This window comes from Pseudogulbenkiania sp. NH8B (genome assembly GCF_000283535.1).
GTDB lineage: Bacteria > Pseudomonadota > Gammaproteobacteria > Burkholderiales > Chromobacteriaceae > Pseudogulbenkiania > Pseudogulbenkiania ferrooxidans.
Map to the genome: position 1 here is coordinate 918,279 of NC_016002.1, position 17,016 is coordinate 935,294.

The 17,016-nt window shown below is 63.7% G+C and carries 21 protein-coding genes; 18 read left to right on the plus strand and 3 right to left on the minus strand.

Features of this window, described 5'->3' with window-relative positions:
• The first annotated feature begins 6 nt into the window (after window positions 1-6).
• The 3 genes from NH8B_RS04340 to NH8B_RS04350 all read left to right on the plus strand — a co-directional run bounded on the left by NH8B_RS04340 (window position 7) and on the right by NH8B_RS04350 (window position 2,206).
• On the plus strand, window positions 7-717 hold the full coding sequence (locus NH8B_RS04340) for an ABC transporter ATP-binding protein (RefSeq protein ID WP_014086183.1): 711 nt from the start codon (window positions 7-9) through the stop codon (window positions 715-717).
• A gap of 91 nt (window positions 718-808) precedes the next feature.
• Entirely contained in the window at window positions 809-1,387 is a 579-nt protein-coding gene (locus NH8B_RS04345; protein WP_014086184.1) for a nitrogen fixation protein NifQ, read from the plus strand.
• Window positions 1,388-1,393: 6 nt separating this feature from the next.
• Entirely contained in the window at window positions 1,394-2,206 is an 813-nt protein-coding gene (locus NH8B_RS04350; protein WP_014086185.1) for a TOBE domain-containing protein, read from the plus strand.
• Between the two features lie 160 nt (window positions 2,207-2,366).
• Here NH8B_RS04350 and fumC read toward each other — a convergent pair whose 3' ends face one another.
• Window positions 2,367-3,749: a class II fumarate hydratase gene (gene fumC, locus NH8B_RS04355; protein ID WP_014086186.1), complete on the minus strand. Its 1,383-nt coding sequence runs from the start codon at window positions 3,747-3,749 to the stop codon at window positions 2,367-2,369.
• Window positions 3,750-4,124: 375 nt separating this feature from the next.
• Between fumC and NH8B_RS04360 the strand changes: the two genes are divergently transcribed.
• The 13 genes from NH8B_RS04360 (at window position 4,125) to NH8B_RS04415 (ending at window position 12,305) form a co-directional block, all read left to right on the plus strand.
• A complete protein-coding gene (locus tag NH8B_RS04360) occupies window positions 4,125-5,651 on the plus strand; it encodes a fumarate hydratase (RefSeq protein ID WP_014086187.1) in 1,527 nt (508 codons plus the stop codon).
• 291 nt (window positions 5,652-5,942) lie between these two features.
• A complete protein-coding gene (locus tag NH8B_RS20335) occupies window positions 5,943-6,356 on the plus strand; it encodes a GFA family protein (RefSeq protein WP_014086188.1) in 414 nt (137 codons plus the stop codon).
• Between the two features lie 350 nt (window positions 6,357-6,706).
• The gene (locus tag NH8B_RS04365) at window positions 6,707-7,120 is read left to right on the plus strand and encodes an SRPBCC family protein (protein WP_014086189.1); all 414 of its coding nucleotides are present in this window, start codon (window positions 6,707-6,709) and stop codon (window positions 7,118-7,120) included.
• A gap of 104 nt (window positions 7,121-7,224) precedes the next feature.
• Window positions 7,225-7,632: a VOC family protein gene (locus NH8B_RS04370; protein ID WP_014086190.1), complete on the plus strand. Its 408-nt coding sequence runs from the start codon at window positions 7,225-7,227 to the stop codon at window positions 7,630-7,632.
• A gap of 35 nt (window positions 7,633-7,667) precedes the next feature.
• Window positions 7,668-8,084, plus strand: a complete 417-nt coding sequence (locus NH8B_RS04375) for a DUF1801 domain-containing protein (RefSeq protein ID WP_014086191.1) — start codon at window positions 7,668-7,670, stop codon at window positions 8,082-8,084.
• 118 nt (window positions 8,085-8,202) lie between these two features.
• The gene (locus tag NH8B_RS04380) at window positions 8,203-8,814 is read left to right on the plus strand and encodes a LysE family translocator (protein ID WP_014086192.1); all 612 of its coding nucleotides are present in this window, start codon (window positions 8,203-8,205) and stop codon (window positions 8,812-8,814) included.
• A gap of 140 nt (window positions 8,815-8,954) precedes the next feature.
• The gene (locus NH8B_RS04385; protein WP_014086193.1) at window positions 8,955-9,512 is read left to right on the plus strand and encodes a VOC family protein; all 558 of its coding nucleotides are present in this window, start codon (window positions 8,955-8,957) and stop codon (window positions 9,510-9,512) included.
• Between the two features lie 152 nt (window positions 9,513-9,664).
• Window positions 9,665-10,138 carry an OsmC family protein gene (locus NH8B_RS04390; protein WP_014086194.1) on the plus strand — a complete coding sequence of 158 codons (474 nt, stop codon included), beginning with the start codon at window positions 9,665-9,667 and terminating at the stop codon, window positions 10,136-10,138.
• Window positions 10,139-10,176: 38 nt separating this feature from the next.
• Window positions 10,177-10,590, plus strand: coding sequence for a VOC family protein (locus NH8B_RS04395; RefSeq protein WP_008953182.1), 414 nt, complete (start codon window positions 10,177-10,179; stop codon window positions 10,588-10,590).
• 101 nt (window positions 10,591-10,691) lie between these two features.
• Window positions 10,692-11,039 carry a GFA family protein gene (locus NH8B_RS04400; protein ID WP_008953181.1) on the plus strand — a complete coding sequence of 116 codons (348 nt, stop codon included), beginning with the start codon at window positions 10,692-10,694 and terminating at the stop codon, window positions 11,037-11,039.
• A 70-nt stretch (window positions 11,040-11,109) separates the two neighbouring features.
• Complete coding sequence (locus NH8B_RS04405) at window positions 11,110-11,445, plus strand: YnfA family protein (protein ID WP_041702823.1); 336 nt, start codon at window positions 11,110-11,112, stop codon at window positions 11,443-11,445.
• A 33-nt stretch (window positions 11,446-11,478) separates the two neighbouring features.
• Window positions 11,479-11,865 (plus strand): DUF488 domain-containing protein, encoded by a 387-nt coding sequence (locus NH8B_RS04410; protein WP_008953179.1) that lies wholly within the window; start codon window positions 11,479-11,481, stop codon window positions 11,863-11,865.
• A gap of 101 nt (window positions 11,866-11,966) precedes the next feature.
• A complete protein-coding gene (locus NH8B_RS04415; RefSeq protein WP_008953178.1) occupies window positions 11,967-12,305 on the plus strand; it encodes a GlpM family protein in 339 nt (112 codons plus the stop codon).
• Between the two features lie 24 nt (window positions 12,306-12,329).
• On the opposite strand, the gene NH8B_RS04420 is transcribed toward NH8B_RS04415, so the two are convergent.
• Entirely contained in the window at window positions 12,330-13,226 is an 897-nt protein-coding gene (locus NH8B_RS04420) for a LysR substrate-binding domain-containing protein (protein ID WP_014086196.1), read from the minus strand.
• Window positions 13,227-13,321: 95 nt separating this feature from the next.
• Between NH8B_RS04420 and NH8B_RS04425 the strand changes: the two genes are divergently transcribed.
• The gene (locus NH8B_RS04425; protein ID WP_014086197.1) at window positions 13,322-13,603 is read left to right on the plus strand and encodes a hypothetical protein; all 282 of its coding nucleotides are present in this window, start codon (window positions 13,322-13,324) and stop codon (window positions 13,601-13,603) included.
• 14 nt (window positions 13,604-13,617) lie between these two features.
• Window positions 13,618-14,232 (plus strand): glutathione S-transferase, encoded by a 615-nt coding sequence (locus NH8B_RS04430; protein WP_014086198.1) that lies wholly within the window; start codon window positions 13,618-13,620, stop codon window positions 14,230-14,232.
• A 187-nt stretch (window positions 14,233-14,419) separates the two neighbouring features.
• On the opposite strand, the gene NH8B_RS04435 is transcribed toward NH8B_RS04430, so the two are convergent.
• Window positions 14,420-16,525, minus strand: coding sequence for a TonB-dependent receptor (locus tag NH8B_RS04435; protein ID WP_014086199.1), 2,106 nt, complete (start codon window positions 16,523-16,525; stop codon window positions 14,420-14,422).
• Between the last annotated feature and the right edge of the window lie 491 nt (window positions 16,526-17,016).

The following is a 17,016-nucleotide window of genomic DNA, read 5'->3' on the forward strand; positions in this document are numbered from 1 at the left end:
CCGTGCATGCAGCTCGATATCGATATCCGCAAAACCCTGCATTCCGGCAAGCGCACCTTCCAGTTGCAGGTCCGCTTTCAGTCGGTGAGCCAGCGCATCGTCATCTTCGGGCCGTCCGGTTCGGGCAAGAGCCTGACGCTGAAGGCGATCGCCGGGCTGATGCGGCCCGACCACGGCCATATCCGCCTCGACGGCGAGACCCTGTTCGACGCCGGCGCCGGCATCGACCTTGCGCCGCAGGCGCGCAAGGTGGGCTACCTGTTCCAGGACTACGCGCTGTTCCCGCACCTGAGCGTGCGCCAGAACATCGGCTTCGGCCTGAAGCGCGGCTGGTTCAACCCGCGCGCTGCCGAGAAGAGCGAGGCGGTCGATTACTGGCTGGAGGCGTTGCATCTGAGCCACCTCGCCCACCAGATGCCCGGCGAACTGTCCGGCGGGCAGCGCCAGCGCACCGCGCTGGCGCGGGCGCTGGTGGCCGACCCCCGGGCGCTGCTGCTGGACGAGCCGTTTGCCGCGCTCGACCCCCTGTTGCGCCAGCGGATGCGGGAGGAGCTGGACGAACTGCAGCGCCGCCTGCAGGTGCCGATGGTGCTGATCACGCACGATCCGGAGGACGTGGCGGTGTTCGGCGAGCAGGTGCTGGCGCTGCACGACGGCATGATCGCTTCCGCCGAGGCGTGCCAGCAGCCGGGTGTGCTGCCGGCCCGAGCGTGTTGACCCGCGTTCCCTCGGCCCGGCGCCGGCGGACGGGCCGGCTGCGCTGTCCCATGACCTACCCACCCACCTCGACAACAGAAAGGCTCGCGACATGAGTGCTCTTTCTCTCTCCACGGCCACGGCGCCGCTGCCCCGTGACGAGTCGGCGTTGTTGGACCGGGCGATCGCCGGCGTGCTGCGCCATGCTCAGGACGGCGACTTGCCGCTGTTCGCCTGGACCCTCGGTCTGCCGCAGGCGGCGCTGCTGGCGATGCTGGCGCAGCGCTTTCCCGAGCTGGACCGTCTGGAGCCGATGCCGGAACCGGATTACGCCAGCATCCGCGCCGCGACGCCCGCCGGCTTTGCCGAGCTGGTCGCCCTGCTGGGGGCGCACCGCGCGCCCGATGTGCCGGAGGCGGAAGCCGAGTGGCTGGCACGCGCCGTGGCGGCGGCTTGCTTTGGCGAGCGGCCGTTGTCGGTGGACCTGGGGCTGAGCGGGCGGGAGGCGGTGTCGCGGCTCCTGGTGCGCTATTTCCCGTCGCTGTCGCGACGCAACCCCGCCCGCCGGAGCTGGAAATCCTTCCTGTTCGCCGAGCTGGCGGCCGCGCGTGCTGGCGCGGCGGCGGCGGGAGGTGCTACGGGTCTGGGGCAGCGTGCGGGCTTTTCCGATTCAGACAGGCGAGGGTGCTAGGACGCCATGGACACGAAAGACAACAGCATTGCCTTGTGCGGTTCGGTGTGGATGACGGTGGGCGGCGAGAATTTCGGTGGGGCCGGACGTATCGAATTGCTGGCCAAGATCGCCGAATGCGGCTCCATCACCCGGGCCGCCAAGGCCATCAAGATGAGTTACAAGGCGGCGTGGGACGCCATCGACGCCATGAACAACCTGGCCGGCGAGCCGTTGGTGGAGCGGCTGGTGGGCGGCAAGGGCGGCGGCGGCACGCGCCTGACGCCGCGCGGTGAGCAACTGGTGGAGAACTTCCGCATCATCGAGCGCGAGCACCGCCGTTTCATCGAGCAGTTGGGGCGGCAGGCCGAGAGCCTTGCCGACGATTATGTCCTGATCAGGAGAATGAACATGAAAACCAGCGCCCGCAACCAGTTCCTGGGCAAGGTCGTCGCCGTGAAGCACGGCGCCGTCAACGACGAAATCGAGCTGGAAGTGACGGGCGGGCAGACGATCGTGGCCACGGTCACGCATGAAAGCACCGAAGGGTTGGGCTTGCGTCCGGGGGCCGAGGCGTTTGCGCTGGTGAAGTCGTCGTCGGTGATCGTGCTGACCGATGGCGAAGGCGCCCGCTTCTCCGCGCGCAATCGTCTGAGCGGCACTATCGCGCGCATCGTGCCCGGAGCGGTGAACACCGAAGTGGTGATCGATCTGCCCGGCGGCATCGCCGTGGCCGCCATCGTCACCAACGACAGCAGCCAGGCACTCGACCTTGCTGTGGGCAAGACTGCCACGGCGATCTTCAAGGCCTCGAGCGTGATCCTGGGGGTGCCGGCGTAAGAACCTGTTTGCGATCTGCGGCGCGTCGGCGATATGGCGTTAAAACGACTTCGGAATGCTCATTTACCCCTTGTAAGCTCCGCTTCCTCAGCCATTTTTGCCTTGTCTCGCTCTCGCTCGCGAGATCGTAAACAGGCTCTAAGCGTCGGCCGGGCTGCGCTCAGCCCACCATGTCCTGTGGCTTCACCCAGGCGTCGAACTGTTCCGCCGTCACGAAGCCGCTGGCCAGCGCCGCCTCGCGCAGCGTCAGCCCTTCCTGGTGCGCTTTCTTGGCGATGGCCGCCGCCTTGTCGTAGCCGATGTGCGGATTGAGCGCCGTCACCAGCATCAGCGATTTTTCCAGCAGCTCGTCGATGCGGGCGCGGTTCGGTTCGATGCCGGCTGCGCAGTGCTCGTTGAAGCTGGTCATGCCGTCGGCCAGCAGGCGCACGCTCTGCAGGAAGTTGTGGATGATCAGCGGCTTGAACACGTTGAGCTCGAAGTTGCCGCTGGCGCCGCCGATGTTGACCGCCACATCGTTGCCCAGCACCTGGGCGCAGACCATGGTCAGCGCTTCGCTCTGCGTCGGGTTGACCTTGCCCGGCATGATGGAGCTGCCGGGCTCGTTCTCCGGGATGGTGATCTCGCCGATGCCGCAACGCGGCCCGCTGGCCAGCCAGCGCACGTCGTTGGCGAGCTTCATCAGCGCAGCGGCCAGCGTCTTCAGCGCGCCGTGGCCGTGCACCAGCGCGTCGTGCGTCGCCAGCGCCTCGAACTTGTTGGGAGCGGTGACGAAGGGTAGGCCGGTGTCTTCGGCCAACCTTTGCGCCACGCGCACCGCGAATTCCGGGTGCGCGTTGAGCCCGGTGCCGACCGCGGTGCCGCCGAGCGCCAGTTCACACAGGTGCGGCAGCGCGTCTTCGAGATGGCGCCGGCAGTGTGCCAGCTGCGCCACGTAGCCGGAGAACTCCTGCCCCAGCGTCAGCGGCGTGGCATCCTGCAGGTGGGTGCGGCCGATCTTGACGATGCCGGTGAACGCCAGCGACTTCTCCGCTAACGTCCTGGCCAGCGCGTCCAGCGCCGGCAGCAGGCGTTGCTCGAGCGCCGCCACCGCCGCCACGTGCATCGCGGTGGGGAACACGTCGTTGGACGACTGGCCGCGGTTGACGTGGTCGTTCGGGTGCACCAGGCGCGCCTCGCCGCGCTCGCCGCCCATCAGCTCGCTGGCGCGGTTGGCCAGTACCTCGTTCATGTTCATGTTGGATTGCGTGCCCGAGCCGGTCTGCCACACCGCCAGCGGAAACTCGTCCGGATGCTGCCCGTCGATCACTTCGCCGGCGGCGGCCTCGATCGCCCCCGCCAGCTCGGGTGCCAGGAGGCCGAGCTCGGCGTTGACCCCGGCCGCGGCACGCTTCACCTGGGCCAGCGCCTCGATCAGTTCGGGCGGCATTTTCTCGCTCGAGATACGGAAGTTTTCCAGCGAACGCTGGGTCTGGGCACCCCACAGCCGCTTGGCCGGGACGGCGATCTCGCCGAAGGTATCGCGTTCCATACGGACGGACATGACAGTCTCTCCTGCACGAGAAGCATTTTCCGAACCTGCTTCACGATATGTCGAGAGCGGATCGTGGATCGAGGTAGAGCGTAGGATGGGGGAGCGTAGCGAAACCCATCGTCGATGAACGCCGGCTGGTGCTCTCCGGTCTGCGGGATCACGCCCAGAGACGTCCAGCAAGATCGTGAACAGGTGCTTCATGAAGCCTAGCAGCCTGTCATGGGGGCGACAAGGCAGAAGCCGGGGCCGGAACGGTGTTACAATCGGCGGCTGGGCCGCTAAGACCAGCCGTATCGCGCTCCCGTCGGACGGCTGCTCTTGGCGGCTCCCGCGGCCAGCCCGCTGGCCACTCGTCATCACCCCACGTTTTTGCGAGACAGCCTCATGACCATCATCCGTCAGGAAGACTTCATCCAGAGCATCGCGGATGCCTTCCAGTACATCAGCTGCTACCACCCGAAAGACTACATCGACGCGCTGTACAAGGCGTATCAGCACGAAGAAAGCCCGGCGGCCAAGGACGCCATGGCCCAGATCCTGATCAACAGCCGCATGTGCGCCGAAGGCCGCCGCCCGATCTGCCAGGATACCGGTATTGCCGTGGTGTTCCTGAAAGTCGGCATGAAGGTGCAGTGGGACGCCGAGCTGTCGGTACAGGAGATGGTCAACGAAGGCGTGCGCCGCGCCTACAACAACCCGGACAACAAGCTGCGCGCCTCCGTGCTGCTCGACCCGGCCGGCCTGCGCAAGAATTCCAAGGACAACACCCCGGCCGTGGTGCACTTCGAGATCGTCGAAGGCGACGGCGTCGAGGTAATCTGTGCCGCCAAGGGCGGTGGCTCGGAGAACAAATCCAAGTTCTACGCGCTCAACCCGTCCGACTCCATCGTCGACTGGGTCATCAAGACCGTGCCGACCATGGGCGCCGGCTGGTGTCCGCCGGGCATCCTCGGCATCGGCATCGGCGGCACCCCGGAAAAGGCGATGCTGCTGGCCAAAGAATCGCTGATGGACCACGTCGACATCCACGAGCTGAAGGCCAAGGCCGACAGCGGCGCGGAACTGACCAAGGTCGAAGCGCTGCGCCTGGAAATCTTCGAGAAGGTCAACGCGCTGGGCATCGGCGCCCAGGGTCTGGGCGGTCTCACCACCGTGCTCGACGTCAAGATACTGGACTACCCGACCCACGCCGCGTCGCTGCCGGTCGCGATGATCCCGAACTGCGCCGCCACCCGCCACATCCATTTCCACCTGGATGGCAGCGGCCCGGCCCACCTCGAAACACCGAAGCTGGAAGACTGGCCGGAAATCACCTACGACACCAGCAACGGCAAGCGCGTCGATCTGGACAAGATCACCAAGGAAGAAGTGGCCAGCTGGCAGCCGGGCGACGTGCTGCTCTTGAACGGCAAGATCCTCACCGGCCGCGACGCCGCACACAAGCGCATGATCGACATGCTGAACAAGGGCGAGAAGCTGCCGGTGGACTTCACCAACCGCTTCATCTACTACGTCGGCCCGGTTGACCCGGTGCGTGACGAAGTGGTCGGCCCGGCCGGCCCCACCACCGCCACCCGCATGGACAAGTTCACCCGCCAGATGCTGGAACAGACCGGCCTGCTGGGCATGATCGGCAAGGCCGAGCGCGGCCCGGCGGCGATCGAGGCGATCAAGGACAACAAGGCGGTGTACCTGATGGCCGTCGGCGGCTCCGCCTACCTCGTCTCCAAGGCGATCAAGGCCTCCAAGGTGGTCGGCTTCGAAGACCTCGGCATGGAAGCCATCTACGAGTTCGAAGTGAAGGACATGCCGGTGACCGTGGCGGTGGATTCCTGTGGCACCTCGGTGCACAACACCGGCCCGGCCGAATGGCGCGTCAAGATCGGCAAGATTCCGGTCGCCACCGCCTGATGGCGTGTTGTTGAACGCACGCTGAACTCTTCGGCCAACGTTGGCCGAAGGCCAAATCCACACCCCCGCTTGCGCTGCAGGCGGGGGTGTTTTGTTTGGGGTGGGGCTCAGTCTGTTGGCAGCTGATGGTTCTGCGGTGTGGAGGAGGAAGGGACTGCTTGGGGATGGGCTGCCTACTCTTCCGTCATAGGTGGTGATGTGGCAAGCTGTCCAGATGGTGACGTAAAAAATACGTTTTTATTGGACGTCTACTTCTAGTTATGCGCGTTACCAACCAGCATGGATTTAAATATGAATTCAAAATACACCGGGCAGTGTCTTTGTGGCGCAATCCACTATTCAATCGATGCCGAGCCATTATTTTCTGGAAACTGTCACTGCAAAGACTGCCAAAGGGCTTCAGGTGGTGCGTTTATTCCTGCAATGCTTTTCCACGCGAAAGACGTTGTTGTTTCCGGCGAGGCAAGATATTACGAATCAACGGCCGACAGCGGAAATGTTCACAAAAGAGGCTTCTGCCCGAATTGCGGCTCACAATTATTCGCAAAGTTCAGCAATCTTCCCGGCATGCTGGGTATAAAGGCGGGCACGTTGAACGAAGCATCGCGCTATGTACCCAAGTTAGATTTCTATGTGGCAAGTGCCGCAACGTGGGATTTTATGAACCCCCAGCTCCCTAAAAAACAAGGCGCAGCTCAGGGTTAGAGAGCGTGTGCATAACAAGGCGTTCAACACGGACAGCACGCTAGGTTGGGCTTCATGCAATGAAGCCCAACGTTCGCCATATCTGTCTTGGACGATGGGCGATGTGCTATCAAAGAGGTGGATGCGGCTGCGCACTTGATCAAGCAGCTTGCGAAGAGGTGGGGATATGACGTATTTCTCGGTAGTTATTTCGCACTCTTATGCCATAAATAGTTCTGTGGCAATCATGGCCAGCATGATTGTTGCCATGCATTCTGGATGATGACGTAAAAAATACGTCTTCTAGCTTGAGTACACCGGGGCTCCACATCGCCAAATCTAATTGCCCCGAACCAAGAAGGACGCTCGTCATGAAAATCACTGTTGAAACCACCGTCGCGGCCCCCATCGAGAAAGTTTGGCACGCATACACAACTCCCGAGGATATCAAGCAGTGGAACGCGGCGTCTGATGATTGGCATACCACCTCGGCCACAGTGGATTTGCGCGTCGGCGGTATCTTCTCGTCACGAATGGAAGCCAAGGATGGCAGCGTGGGGTTCGATTTTGCCGGAACCTATACTGCTGTGGTGGCACACAAGCTGATCGAATATTCCTTTGGCGATCGCACCGCGCAGGTTGAATTTGCGGATAGCCCAAAAGGTGTTGTGGTTCGCGTGACTTTCGATAGTGAGCCATCGCATTCCATCGAACAGCAACGCGACGGGTGGCAGGCCATTTTGAATAATTTTACTCGCCATGTTGAAACAGTCAGGAAGCCGTAGGCGTATGTGTTGCCTAGCGCCTCTTAATATGGACTCCAAGGGGCTGCGCCCATCGGCTGCCGCTCATGCCAAACGTCGGATATTCACACTTAAAGAGGCGCTGGATGTTCTCCCATATCTTTATCGGCGTGAGTGACTTCGACCGCGCATTGGCTTTTTATGAACCGCTCATGGCTACCCTCGGCATCAAGCTTCGCTTTTGTGATCGAAGCCGCCCTTGGGCGGGTTGGCAGCGCCCTGACGAGCCTAGGCCGCTCTTCCTGATCGGCTCTCCCTACAACCAACAGCCCCACTCGCCAGGCAATGGTCAAATGGTGGCCTTTCTCGCTGAAAGCCGGCCAATGGTTGCAGAGGCCTATAAAGTCGCGTTGGCTAACGGAGGCTTATGTGAAGGCGCTCCTGGCCTAAGGCCCGAGTACCACGAGCATTACTTTGGCGCCTACTTCCGCGATCCTGACGGCAACAAAATCGGCATTGCTTGCCACTCGCCTGAGCCGGCGTCTGCAGCCTGACAGGCTGGTGGGAGCGACAAGCTAGGGAAGAGAGCATGAAAAAACTGGATTCGACCGAGGGCCATCCCGCATCCGAGCTGATCGACCAACGAATCGCCGAACTCGGGGACTGGCGCGGGGCGGCCTTGAGCCGGATGCGCCAGCTCATCAAAGAGGCCGACCCGGACGTCGTGGAGGAGTGGAAATGGATGGGCACGCCCGTATGGTCGCACGACGGGATCATCTGCACCGGCGAGTCTTACCAGTCGATCGTGAAGTTGACCTTTGCCAAGGGGGCGTCACTGCAGGACCCTGCCAAGCTCTTCAACTCGAGCCTCGACGGAAACACAAGGCGCGCGATTGATATCCATGAGGGAGAGGAGATCGACACGGATGCGTTCAAGGCGCTCATCCGGGCCGCGGTTGACTTCAATGTCTCCGCCGTGAAGGCAAGGCAAAGGCGGGCGAAGTAGGCTACCTGTGCTGCGCCGTATGGCCTTATTCGTCGGGCCGAGGCTGTAACTTCAGCCCTTTTTTGAGATGGCTCCTCTTTTCGAGCCGTCATGACCAAATACCGCCCAAGGAATCTCCATGAAGCTTTACTCGCTTTTCCTGCTGATGGCCACCGCCACGGTGTTCAGCCCCGGCCCAGGTGTCGTCATGACGCTCAGCAATGCCCTGCGCTATGGCATGCGCGGCACCTTTGGCGGCATTCTGGGGATTGCCTGTGGGGCGCTGGCGGTCGCGGCGATTTCGGCCACCAGCCTCGGGGTACTGCTTGCCGCCTCGGCGCTGGCTTTTACCGTCCTCAAGCTCATCGGTGCCGCTTATCTCATCTACCTCGGTATTCGGCTTTGGCGGGCGCCTCCGTTCCGGTTCGCGGAGCAGTCGGTATACGAGGCGAGTTTCGGCAAGCGCTTTCTTGAGGGGCTATCCCTGCAGCTCACCAACCCGAAGGCAATTTTCTTCTTTCTCTCGGTGTTTCCCCTGTTCATCGATCCGGCCAGGAGCTACCCGATTCAGTTTGCCACGCTGGTGCTGACCTACAGCTCCCTGGTTGTCGTCATTCACTGTTCTTACGCGCTATTTGCCAAGCGTGCCAAGGGCTGGCTGGTGTCCGAACGCGGTGGCCGCGTGGTCAACAAGACGGCCGGGGTGACGTTCGTGTGCTTCGGCGCCGCACTGGCCACGGCCAAGCGCTGACGTACCACTCTCCAGCCGCCGCCACTAACGAGTGTGAAGGGGAGTGTGGAGGTTTCAATGGCGTCCTACTCGCCGTAGAGGTCTAAGCTGGTAGTCACGACCATTCACCGTCGTGCTGAGACTCGGTTAGGAGACGCACCATGGCAAGCATGCAACGGATCACCCCCTGCCTGTGGTTTGACGACCAGGCCGAACAGGCGGCTGGGTATTACACCGCCATCTTCAAGAACTCACGGATCGTCAGCCTGACCCGCTACGGCGAGGCGGGGCATGAGATTCACGGCCGGCCGGCGGGGTCGGTCCTGACCGTGGAGTTCGAGCTGGATGGGCAGGCCTTCACCGCCCTCAACGGTGGACCGGTATTCACCTTCAACGAGGCCGTGTCGTTCCAGGTCAGCTGCGAGACGCAGGATGAGGTGGACTACTACTGGGAGAGGCTGTCCGCCGGCGGGGATGAAGCGGCGCAGCAATGCGGCTGGCTCAAGGACCAGTACGGCGTGTCCTGGCAGGTGGTGCCGACGGCGCTACCCAAGATGCTGAGCGATGCCGATTATGCAAAATCCGAGCGCGTCATGACCGCCCTGTTGCAGATGAAGAAGCTCGACATCGCCGCCTTGCAGCGTGCCTACGACGGGGTGGCTTGTTTGGAAACGCCCCCCGCCGGCGGAGAGTGTGCAGCCTCGCATTTCATCCGTTGACTTCCCCGTGAAGTTGGCCGATGACGTTGCATGCGGGCACGTGCCGCTTTGACGGGCCAGAGGGGTGAACCGGCGCTAAACTGGCATGCCCATTGGCTGGTCGCTGTGTCGCTGTTGCCAGCTGCCTAACGTTCATTTCCCAGGAGCAGAGAATGGCCCAGTACACCGCCGAAGTCCTTTGGCAGCGCGGCGAGCAGGATTTCCTCGGCAACCGTTACAGCCGCCGCCATGTTTTGCGCTTCGACAGCGGCGTGGAAGTGCCTGGTTCGTCGTCCCCGCACGTCGTTCCCGTCCCGATGTCCGACGCCTCCGCCGTCGATCCGGAGGAGGCGTTCGTGGCCTCGCTGTCGAGCTGCCACATGCTGTGGTTCCTGTCGATCGCCGCCAGGCGCGCGTTCTGTGTCGAGCGCTACTTCGATGCGGCCGTCGGCGTCATGGCCAAGAATGCGGCTGGCAAGATGGCCATGACGATGGTTACGTTGCGGCCGGAGGTGACGTTTTCCGGGGAGCGTCTCCCCACGCGGGAGCAGCTCGACCAGATGCATCACGAGGCGCACGAGGAGTGCTTCATCGCCAACTCGGTCAAGACCGAAGTGCGTTGCGAGCCGGTGTATGGGGAGCTGTAAGCGGGCGCGCCAGCCATCGTCAAGCCAGGGAGAAAACCATGAAACCGCGAATCAGCATGCTGACGCTGGGTGTCGGCGACCTCGACCGTGCCACCCGGTTCTACGAGCAGGGGCTGGGTCTGCCGCGCTATCCGATGGAGGCGGCCGGCGTCGCCTTCTTTGCGCTCCACGGCACCTGGCTGGCCCTGTATCCGTGGACGGCGCTGGCCGAAGACGCCACGGTGCCGGCCGAGGGTAGCGGTTTTCGCGGCTGTGCCCTGGCCCACAATGTGTCGACGCGGGAAGAGGTCGATCAGGTGCTGGAGCAGGCGCTGAATGCCGGCGCGCGATTGGTGAAACCGGCACAAGATGCCTTCTGGGGAGGCTATAGCGGCTATTTCGCCGATCCGGATGGCCATCTCTGGGAAGTGGCATGGAATCCGTTCATGGCGATCGGTCCGCAGGATGTGTAAATCGTCAGCATCATGGTCTTGGTGCTGATAGACGCCACGTCTGACGAGGCCGCGCAGCGCGGCCATGAGCCTGAAGAGTTGGACATTGAAGGAGCTACATCATGATTTACCATGGAAGCTGTCATTGCGGGCGGATCGCCTTCGACGTGGAAGGCGATCTCGGCCAGGTCATGTCTTGCAACTGTTCTATCTGTCGCCGCAAGGGGGCGCTGATGTGGTTCGTGCCGCGCCAGCAACTGCGCTTGCTGACGCCGGAGGCGGACATGAGCACCTACACCTTCAACAAGCACGTCATCCAGCACCATTTCTGTCCGACCTGCGGCATGCACCCGTTTGGCGAGGGACGCGACCCGGCCGGGAACGCGATGGCGGCGGTCAACGTGCGCTGCCTCGACGACGTCGATCTGGACACGCTCACGGTCAAGCACTTCGACGGTCGGGCGCTGTGAGCGCTGGCGCAGCTTGCGCCACGGGCCGGCCCGCGCCTATGCTGCCGGGTTGCCATTGATCGGGATTCGCATGGTTGTGATCGCCAAAACCCTCGCCTTGTACATCGCCACGGCGCTGGCCGAAATCATCGGCTGCTATCTGCCGTATCTCTGGCTGAAGAAGTCGGCGCCGGCCTGGTGCCTGCTGCCGGCGGCGCTGAGCCTGACGGTGTTCGCCTGGCTCTTGACCCTGCATCCCCAGGCGGCGGGACGGGTTTATGCCGCCTATGGCGGGGTCTACGTGGCGGTGGCGCTGGGCTGGCTGTGGGCGGTGGACGGCATCCGTCCCTCGCTGTGGGACGTGGCGGGCAGCGCGGTGACCCTGGCCGGCATGGCGATCATCCTGTTCGCGCCGCGGCCGGGCTGAGGGCCGGGCACTTGATCGGGGAGGGAGGATACGATGCCGGTGTATATCGTCAGATTGGGTAGCGAGCGGCGGCAGGACGAAGGGTTGCGCATCGGCACGGTGCGGCGCCCGCCGCGGGGTGTGCCGAAGAGCGAGTTCGCCACGCAGAACTGGTACGACGTGTGGTACCCGAACCTGGCGCCCAGCGCGGAAACGGTGAAGTTGGCGCAGCAGGCCAAGACGGACCGCGACTGGGCAGCCTTCATCAAGCAGTACCGTGCCGAGATGGCGACGCCGGAGAACAGCCGCACGCTGGATCTGTTGGCGGCGCTGTCGCACCACAGCAGCTTCTCCGTCGGCTGCTACTGCGCCGAGGAGGCGCATTGCCACCGCTCGGTGCTGCGCCTCTTGCTCGCCGAGCGCGGCGCCGACGTGCGCTGACGCGCACAGGTTGGCCGAAGACGGCGCCAAGAGCGCGGGCCGGCGCTTGCCGGACGGCGCGCCCTGGGCCACCATCACGGGTTTTCTCCGTGGAGTAGCCGATGGCCCTGTTTCTCAAAGCCCTGCTGGGCTCGGCGGCGGTGCTGCTGATCGCCGTGCTGTCGAAGAGCAAGCACTACTTCATCGCCGGGCTGGTGCCGCTGTTCCCCACCTTTGCCCTGATCGCGCATTATCTGGTCGGCTCCGAGCGCTCGGTGGCCGAGCTCAAGACCACCATCGTGTTCGGCATGTGGTCGCTGATTCCCTACTTCGTCTATCTGGCGGCGGTATACCTGCTGGCCGACCGCCTGCGCCTGGGCTGGGCATTGTTCGTGGCGGCGCTGTGCTGGGCCGTGGCGGCGTGGGGGCTGGTGCTGGCGTGGGGACGCTGGCACGGCTAGCCGGCGGCGGGACTGCCTCGGGGATCACGCCGTGGGCGGCCGTTCCGCCAGATAGCTGGCAATTTCCTCTTCGATCCAGGTGCTGAAATCCTGCTGCTTGGTCTGCGAGCTCTCGCGTTGCGGCCAGACCAGCCAGTGCGGGTAGGGATAGGGCACGCTGATGTCGGTCAGCTGCACCAAGTCCCCGCGCTGCAGGGCGCCGTGCACCAGGCTGCGCCGCTCCAGCGCTACCCCCATGCCGAGGCGCACCGCCTCCAGCACCAGGTTGGAGTCGTTGATCCACAGCGCGGCGTTGCCCGGTTCGGCCACGCCGGCGGCACTGCACCAGGGGAGCCAGGATTCCACGGTGCGGACGATGGGGCCGGAGACGACCTCCTGCACCGTTTGCGGCAGGCGGCCGCCGTTGAAGGCGGGGGAGGCGATGACCACCAGTTCGTCGTCGAACAGCCGCTTCTGCGCCAGCCCTTCCCAGCTGCCCTGGCCCATGCGCACGCCGATGTCCACCAAACCCTGGCGCAGGTCCTGGATATCCAGGCTGGCGCGCAGGCTGACGCGGTAACGCGGGTGGCGCGCGTAAAAGCGCGGCAGGCGCGGCAACAGCCAGTGCACCCCGAACGAGGGCAATACCGCCACCACCACCTCGTCCACGCGTGGCCGGGCGCGCACCAGTCGTGTGGCCTCGGTGATTTCCCCCAGCCCGATGCGGATCTGCAGGGCGTAGAGCCGGCCGTCCTCGCTCAACTTGAGGCCGCGCCCCTCGCGCGTGAACAGCGCCACCCCCAGCAGCCCTTCCAGCTGCTTGATCTGCTGGCTGATGGCGGAGTGGGTGACATGCAGTTCGTCCGCCGCCAGGGTGATGCTGCCGAGGCGGGACACGGCTTCGAAACTGCGCAGCGCGGGCAGGGGGGGAAGTGTGCTCATGTAAGTAAAACTAACATGAAAGACAAATAAATATCGATTTTTTCTGCCTCTTCTGACGCTTATAGTGAACCCAGAACGTCAACCGGAGAGCGATCATGCAACATCATCTACGTGTCGAACTGGCCAGCCAGGAACTCTTGGCGATCGAATTGCCGTCTGCAGTCGAGGTCCGCGCCGTGTCGGGCTACCATTGGCTGACGGTCGATGGACTGGACGTCTACCTCGCGCCCGGAGAGCGGGAAACGGTTCCGGCCGGGAAAATCCTGGCCGAGGGGCTGGGCCAGCTGGAGTTCTCGCCGTCCTCAGCACTGTCGGCTCACGGCGCAGAGGACCGTGCCGCGCAGGGGACGATGCTGCTGGGCAAAGTCTGCTTCTGACAGGAGAAAACACGATGCAATTGATCGGCATGCTGGATTCGCCCTATGTGCGCCGGGTGGCCGTCTCGCTGCGGCTCATGGGGGTCGGGTTCGAGCACCAGGCGGTCTCTGTGTTCCGCACCTTCGAGCAGTTTCACCGCATCAACCCGGTGGTGAAGGCCCCGACCCTGGTCTGCGACGACGGCACGGTGCTGATGGATTCGACGCTGATTCTCGACTACGTCGAAACCTGCCTTGCCCCGGCCAAGAGTCTGATGCCGGCCGGGGCTGCCGGGCGCCAGCGTGCCTTGCGCCTGGTCGGGCTGGCGCTGGCGGCGTGTGAGAAAAGCGTGCAGATCGTCTACGAGCGTCAGCTGCGCCCGGCCGAGAAGCAGCACCAGCCCTGGCTGGAGCGCGTCGAGGGTCAGGTGCTGGCGGCTTACGGCGAACTGGAGCGCGAATTCGCGCGTGCGCCGTTGGCCGCCAGCGCGGAGGGGATAGACCAGGCGGGCGTCAGCGTCGCGGTGGCGTGGCGCTTTACCCAACTGATGCTGCCGGACGTGGTCAAGGCAACCGATTTCCCGCTACTGCAGGCGTTTGCCCACCAGGCCGAGCAATTGCCCGCCTTCGTCGACACCCCGCCGCTCTAGTCCCGGTTGGGGCGCAGGTCGTGATGGGATGGACATTCTACCGCCTGTCCATCTCGCCTCTGTCCCTCATTGAGCGAAGCTCTGCGTGCCAATCGCCGATTGGCGCGAGAGCGTCGCCCGCAGTCCGCCCTGGCCCTGCAAGGGGGCTTCACCGGCTCATGACTCACAATCCGCCGCACTGCCTGGATCAGAACTTCCAGCGAGCCGTGACTTCGGCCGTACGCGGGGCGCCCGGCATGTTGTAGTCGTTGGCACCGCTGTGGGCGGAGATGTAGTACTTCTTGTCGAACACGTTCTTCAGCGTGAGGTTCACCTCCAGCGACTTGCCGCTGTAGCCGGTGCCGAGGTCGAAGCGGGTGTAGCCCGGCAGCTTGACCAGGTTATCCGGCGATGCGTAGCGCTCGCCCTCGTAGCGCAGGCCGGCGTTGACGTTGAAGCCACCCGGCAGCTTGCGCTTGACGAACAGGTTGGCCGAATGGCGCGGCGTCAGCGCCGGTTTGTTGCCCTGGAACGGCGTGCCGATCTTGGTCTTCTCGGTCGACTGGGTGATCTCGCCGTCGAGGTAGGCGTAGCCCGCGATCACGTCCCACAGCGGGGTGAGGGCGCCGGCCACCGCCAGTTCCAGTCCGCGTACGCGCTGCTCGCCCACCGACAACGCCTTGTTGCTGTCGCTCGGGTCGGCGGCCTGGATGTTGCTGCGCGTCATCTCGAACACCGAGGTGGTCAGGGTGAGGTTGTCGAACAAATCGATCTTGCTGCCGACCTCGTAGTTGATGGTCTCCTCCGGCTTCAGTTGGTCGCTGTTCTGCTTGAAGGTGAACGAATCGGCGATCGGCTGGAACGACTGGCTGGCCGAGGCATACAGCGACACGCGCTCGGTCGGCTGGTACACCACGCCCAGGCGTGGGCTGATCGTGTTGTCGGTGCGTGCCAGGTCCTGGTTCTTGCTGGTTTTGTCGTCGCGTGTCTGCGTCAGGTGGTCGTAGCGCGCCCCGGCGAGTGCTTTCCAGTGCTCGCTCAGGCTCACCAGGTCCTGCAGGTAGAGCGCAGCGATGTCAATGTCGGTGTCGTTGTCGTTGCCGGGCGCGGCACTGGTGTTGATCGCCGGCAGCTCGATCAGCTGGGGATTGAACAGGTCGTAGGTGGCGGCGTTCTTGCGCGTCCACAGTTTCTCTGTCTTGTGCTGCTTGCCCACTTCCAGTCCGTACAGCAGCGTGTGCCTGGTCTGGGCGAGGTCGAGATCGTGGCTCAGCTCCAGTTGATTGTAGAAACCATGCTCGTCGCGCAGCCGCTTGGTGCGGTCGATGGTGACCTTGTTGGTGGTCTCGTTGACGCTGGCGATGGTGGTGTAATTGCGGTCCAGCGAGAAATCGTAGGTGCGGAACACGTTGTGCAGTTTCAAGCCGCTATCGAACTGGTGGTCGAAGGTGCCGGTGAAGCTGGTGACGTCGCTCTCGTTGGCGGTCTGGTCGCGGCCGTTGGCCGAGCCGTAGTAGGTCTCGATCGGCACGTCCACCGGCTTGCCCTTGTAGCCCGGCACGCCCTGGTCGGCCAGGCGCTTGTCCTGCAGGTAGTCGGCCTGCAGCAGCAGGGTGGTGTTGGGCGAGAAGTTGAACTGCAGCGACGGCGCCACGGCCTCGCGTTTCAGGAAAGACTGGTTGCGGAAGCCCTCGGAGTCCTCCACCGCGCCGGTGAGGCGGAAGCGGGCGAAGTCGTCGTCGCTGTTGGCGCCGAGGTCGAACGACAAGCGCTGCTTGCCCTGGTCGTCCAGGCTGACTGCCAGCTCGTGCCCTGGCTCCGCCTGCGGCTTCTTGGTGATGCGGTTGATCAGGCCGCCCGAGCTGCCGCGCCCGTACAGCACCGAGGACGGGCCTTTCAGCACTTCCACACGCTCGACGTTGGACAGGTCGCGGTAGTACAGCGCGTCGTCGCGCACGCCGTCGACGTACTGGTCGTTGATCGCCGAGAAGCCGCGGATGCTCACCTGGTCGCGTTGTGCATCGCCGACGCTGAAGCTGACGCCGGGCACGTTGGCCAGCGCGTCCTGCAGCGAGCTGGCGTTCTGGTCCTTCAGCACCGCCGCCGGCACCACGTTGACGGTCTGCGGCACGTCCTTGAGCGGGGCGGCGATCTTGGTGGCACTGGTCGAACTGGCGCGGGTGTAGCTGGTGGCCGGATCGGCATCCTGGCTGGCTTCCACGCGCACGGCGGGCAATTCGGTATCGGCCAGCGCCGGCAGAGCGCCGAAGGTGCCGATCAGGGAAATGAGGGTGGATAGCGTCTTCTGCTTCATGATTTTGCTTTGGGTTATGGTCCGTAAACAGTGCCGGCGGGGCCGGCCGAACGATCGAACACGAGCATCCCGGAACGTCACGGCCTCCTCGTCGTACCACGTCAGGCAACAGCAGCCCCTCCTCCCTGCCGAGGCAGGTGGAAACGGGGTGTTGCCTGGGGTTTGGATGCCTCGGTTGATGCGGTGCAGGAGCCGAGGTTTTAAGGAGGCGAGACGGTTATGGCGACTCGGGTTGGTGGGTCCGTTACTCAAATATATTAATGCGAATCATTATCATTACATTTTTTTACAAAAGCAATAGGAACTTTTCGTTCGGATGGCCAACGTCGTTTTTTCCGGCATGGCCGCCGCCATGCCGGGTTGCCGGACGAGGAGGCCTCCATCGCCGTGGTGCTCACGGTGGATCGGCGGACACCCGACGCAACGCTCCGGCATGACATGAGCCGTTCGCGCACCCCTTGCTCTTGTTTTTCGTTCAGCCGGGTGTCATG

Coding starts and splice junctions, on each gene's coding strand:
- NH8B_RS04340 (WP_014086183.1), top strand. CDS start 7: ATGCAGCTCGATATCGATATCCGCAAAACCCTGCATTCCGGCAAGCGC.
- NH8B_RS04345 (WP_014086184.1), top strand. CDS start 809: ATGAGTGCTCTTTCTCTCTCCACGGCCACGGCGCCGCTGCCCCGTGAC.
- NH8B_RS04350 (WP_014086185.1), top strand. CDS start 1,394: ATGGACACGAAAGACAACAGCATTGCCTTGTGCGGTTCGGTGTGGATG.
- fumC (WP_014086186.1), bottom strand. CDS start 3,749: ATGTCCGTCCGTATGGAACGCGATACCTTCGGCGAGATCGCCGTCCCG.
- NH8B_RS04360 (WP_014086187.1), top strand. CDS start 4,125: ATGACCATCATCCGTCAGGAAGACTTCATCCAGAGCATCGCGGATGCC.
- NH8B_RS20335 (WP_014086188.1), top strand. CDS start 5,943: ATGAATTCAAAATACACCGGGCAGTGTCTTTGTGGCGCAATCCACTAT.
- NH8B_RS04365 (WP_014086189.1), top strand. CDS start 6,707: ATGAAAATCACTGTTGAAACCACCGTCGCGGCCCCCATCGAGAAAGTT.
- NH8B_RS04370 (WP_014086190.1), top strand. CDS start 7,225: ATGTTCTCCCATATCTTTATCGGCGTGAGTGACTTCGACCGCGCATTG.
- NH8B_RS04375 (WP_014086191.1), top strand. CDS start 7,668: ATGAAAAAACTGGATTCGACCGAGGGCCATCCCGCATCCGAGCTGATC.
- NH8B_RS04380 (WP_014086192.1), top strand. CDS start 8,203: ATGAAGCTTTACTCGCTTTTCCTGCTGATGGCCACCGCCACGGTGTTC.
- NH8B_RS04385 (WP_014086193.1), top strand. CDS start 8,955: ATGGCAAGCATGCAACGGATCACCCCCTGCCTGTGGTTTGACGACCAG.
- NH8B_RS04390 (WP_014086194.1), top strand. CDS start 9,665: ATGGCCCAGTACACCGCCGAAGTCCTTTGGCAGCGCGGCGAGCAGGAT.
- NH8B_RS04395 (WP_008953182.1), top strand. CDS start 10,177: ATGAAACCGCGAATCAGCATGCTGACGCTGGGTGTCGGCGACCTCGAC.
- NH8B_RS04400 (WP_008953181.1), top strand. CDS start 10,692: ATGATTTACCATGGAAGCTGTCATTGCGGGCGGATCGCCTTCGACGTG.
- NH8B_RS04405 (WP_041702823.1), top strand. CDS start 11,110: ATGGTTGTGATCGCCAAAACCCTCGCCTTGTACATCGCCACGGCGCTG.
- NH8B_RS04410 (WP_008953179.1), top strand. CDS start 11,479: ATGCCGGTGTATATCGTCAGATTGGGTAGCGAGCGGCGGCAGGACGAA.
- NH8B_RS04415 (WP_008953178.1), top strand. CDS start 11,967: ATGGCCCTGTTTCTCAAAGCCCTGCTGGGCTCGGCGGCGGTGCTGCTG.
- NH8B_RS04420 (WP_014086196.1), bottom strand. CDS start 13,226: ATGAGCACACTTCCCCCCCTGCCCGCGCTGCGCAGTTTCGAAGCCGTG.
- NH8B_RS04425 (WP_014086197.1), top strand. CDS start 13,322: ATGCAACATCATCTACGTGTCGAACTGGCCAGCCAGGAACTCTTGGCG.
- NH8B_RS04430 (WP_014086198.1), top strand. CDS start 13,618: ATGCAATTGATCGGCATGCTGGATTCGCCCTATGTGCGCCGGGTGGCC.
- NH8B_RS04435 (WP_014086199.1), bottom strand. CDS start 16,525: ATGAAGCAGAAGACGCTATCCACCCTCATTTCCCTGATCGGCACCTTC.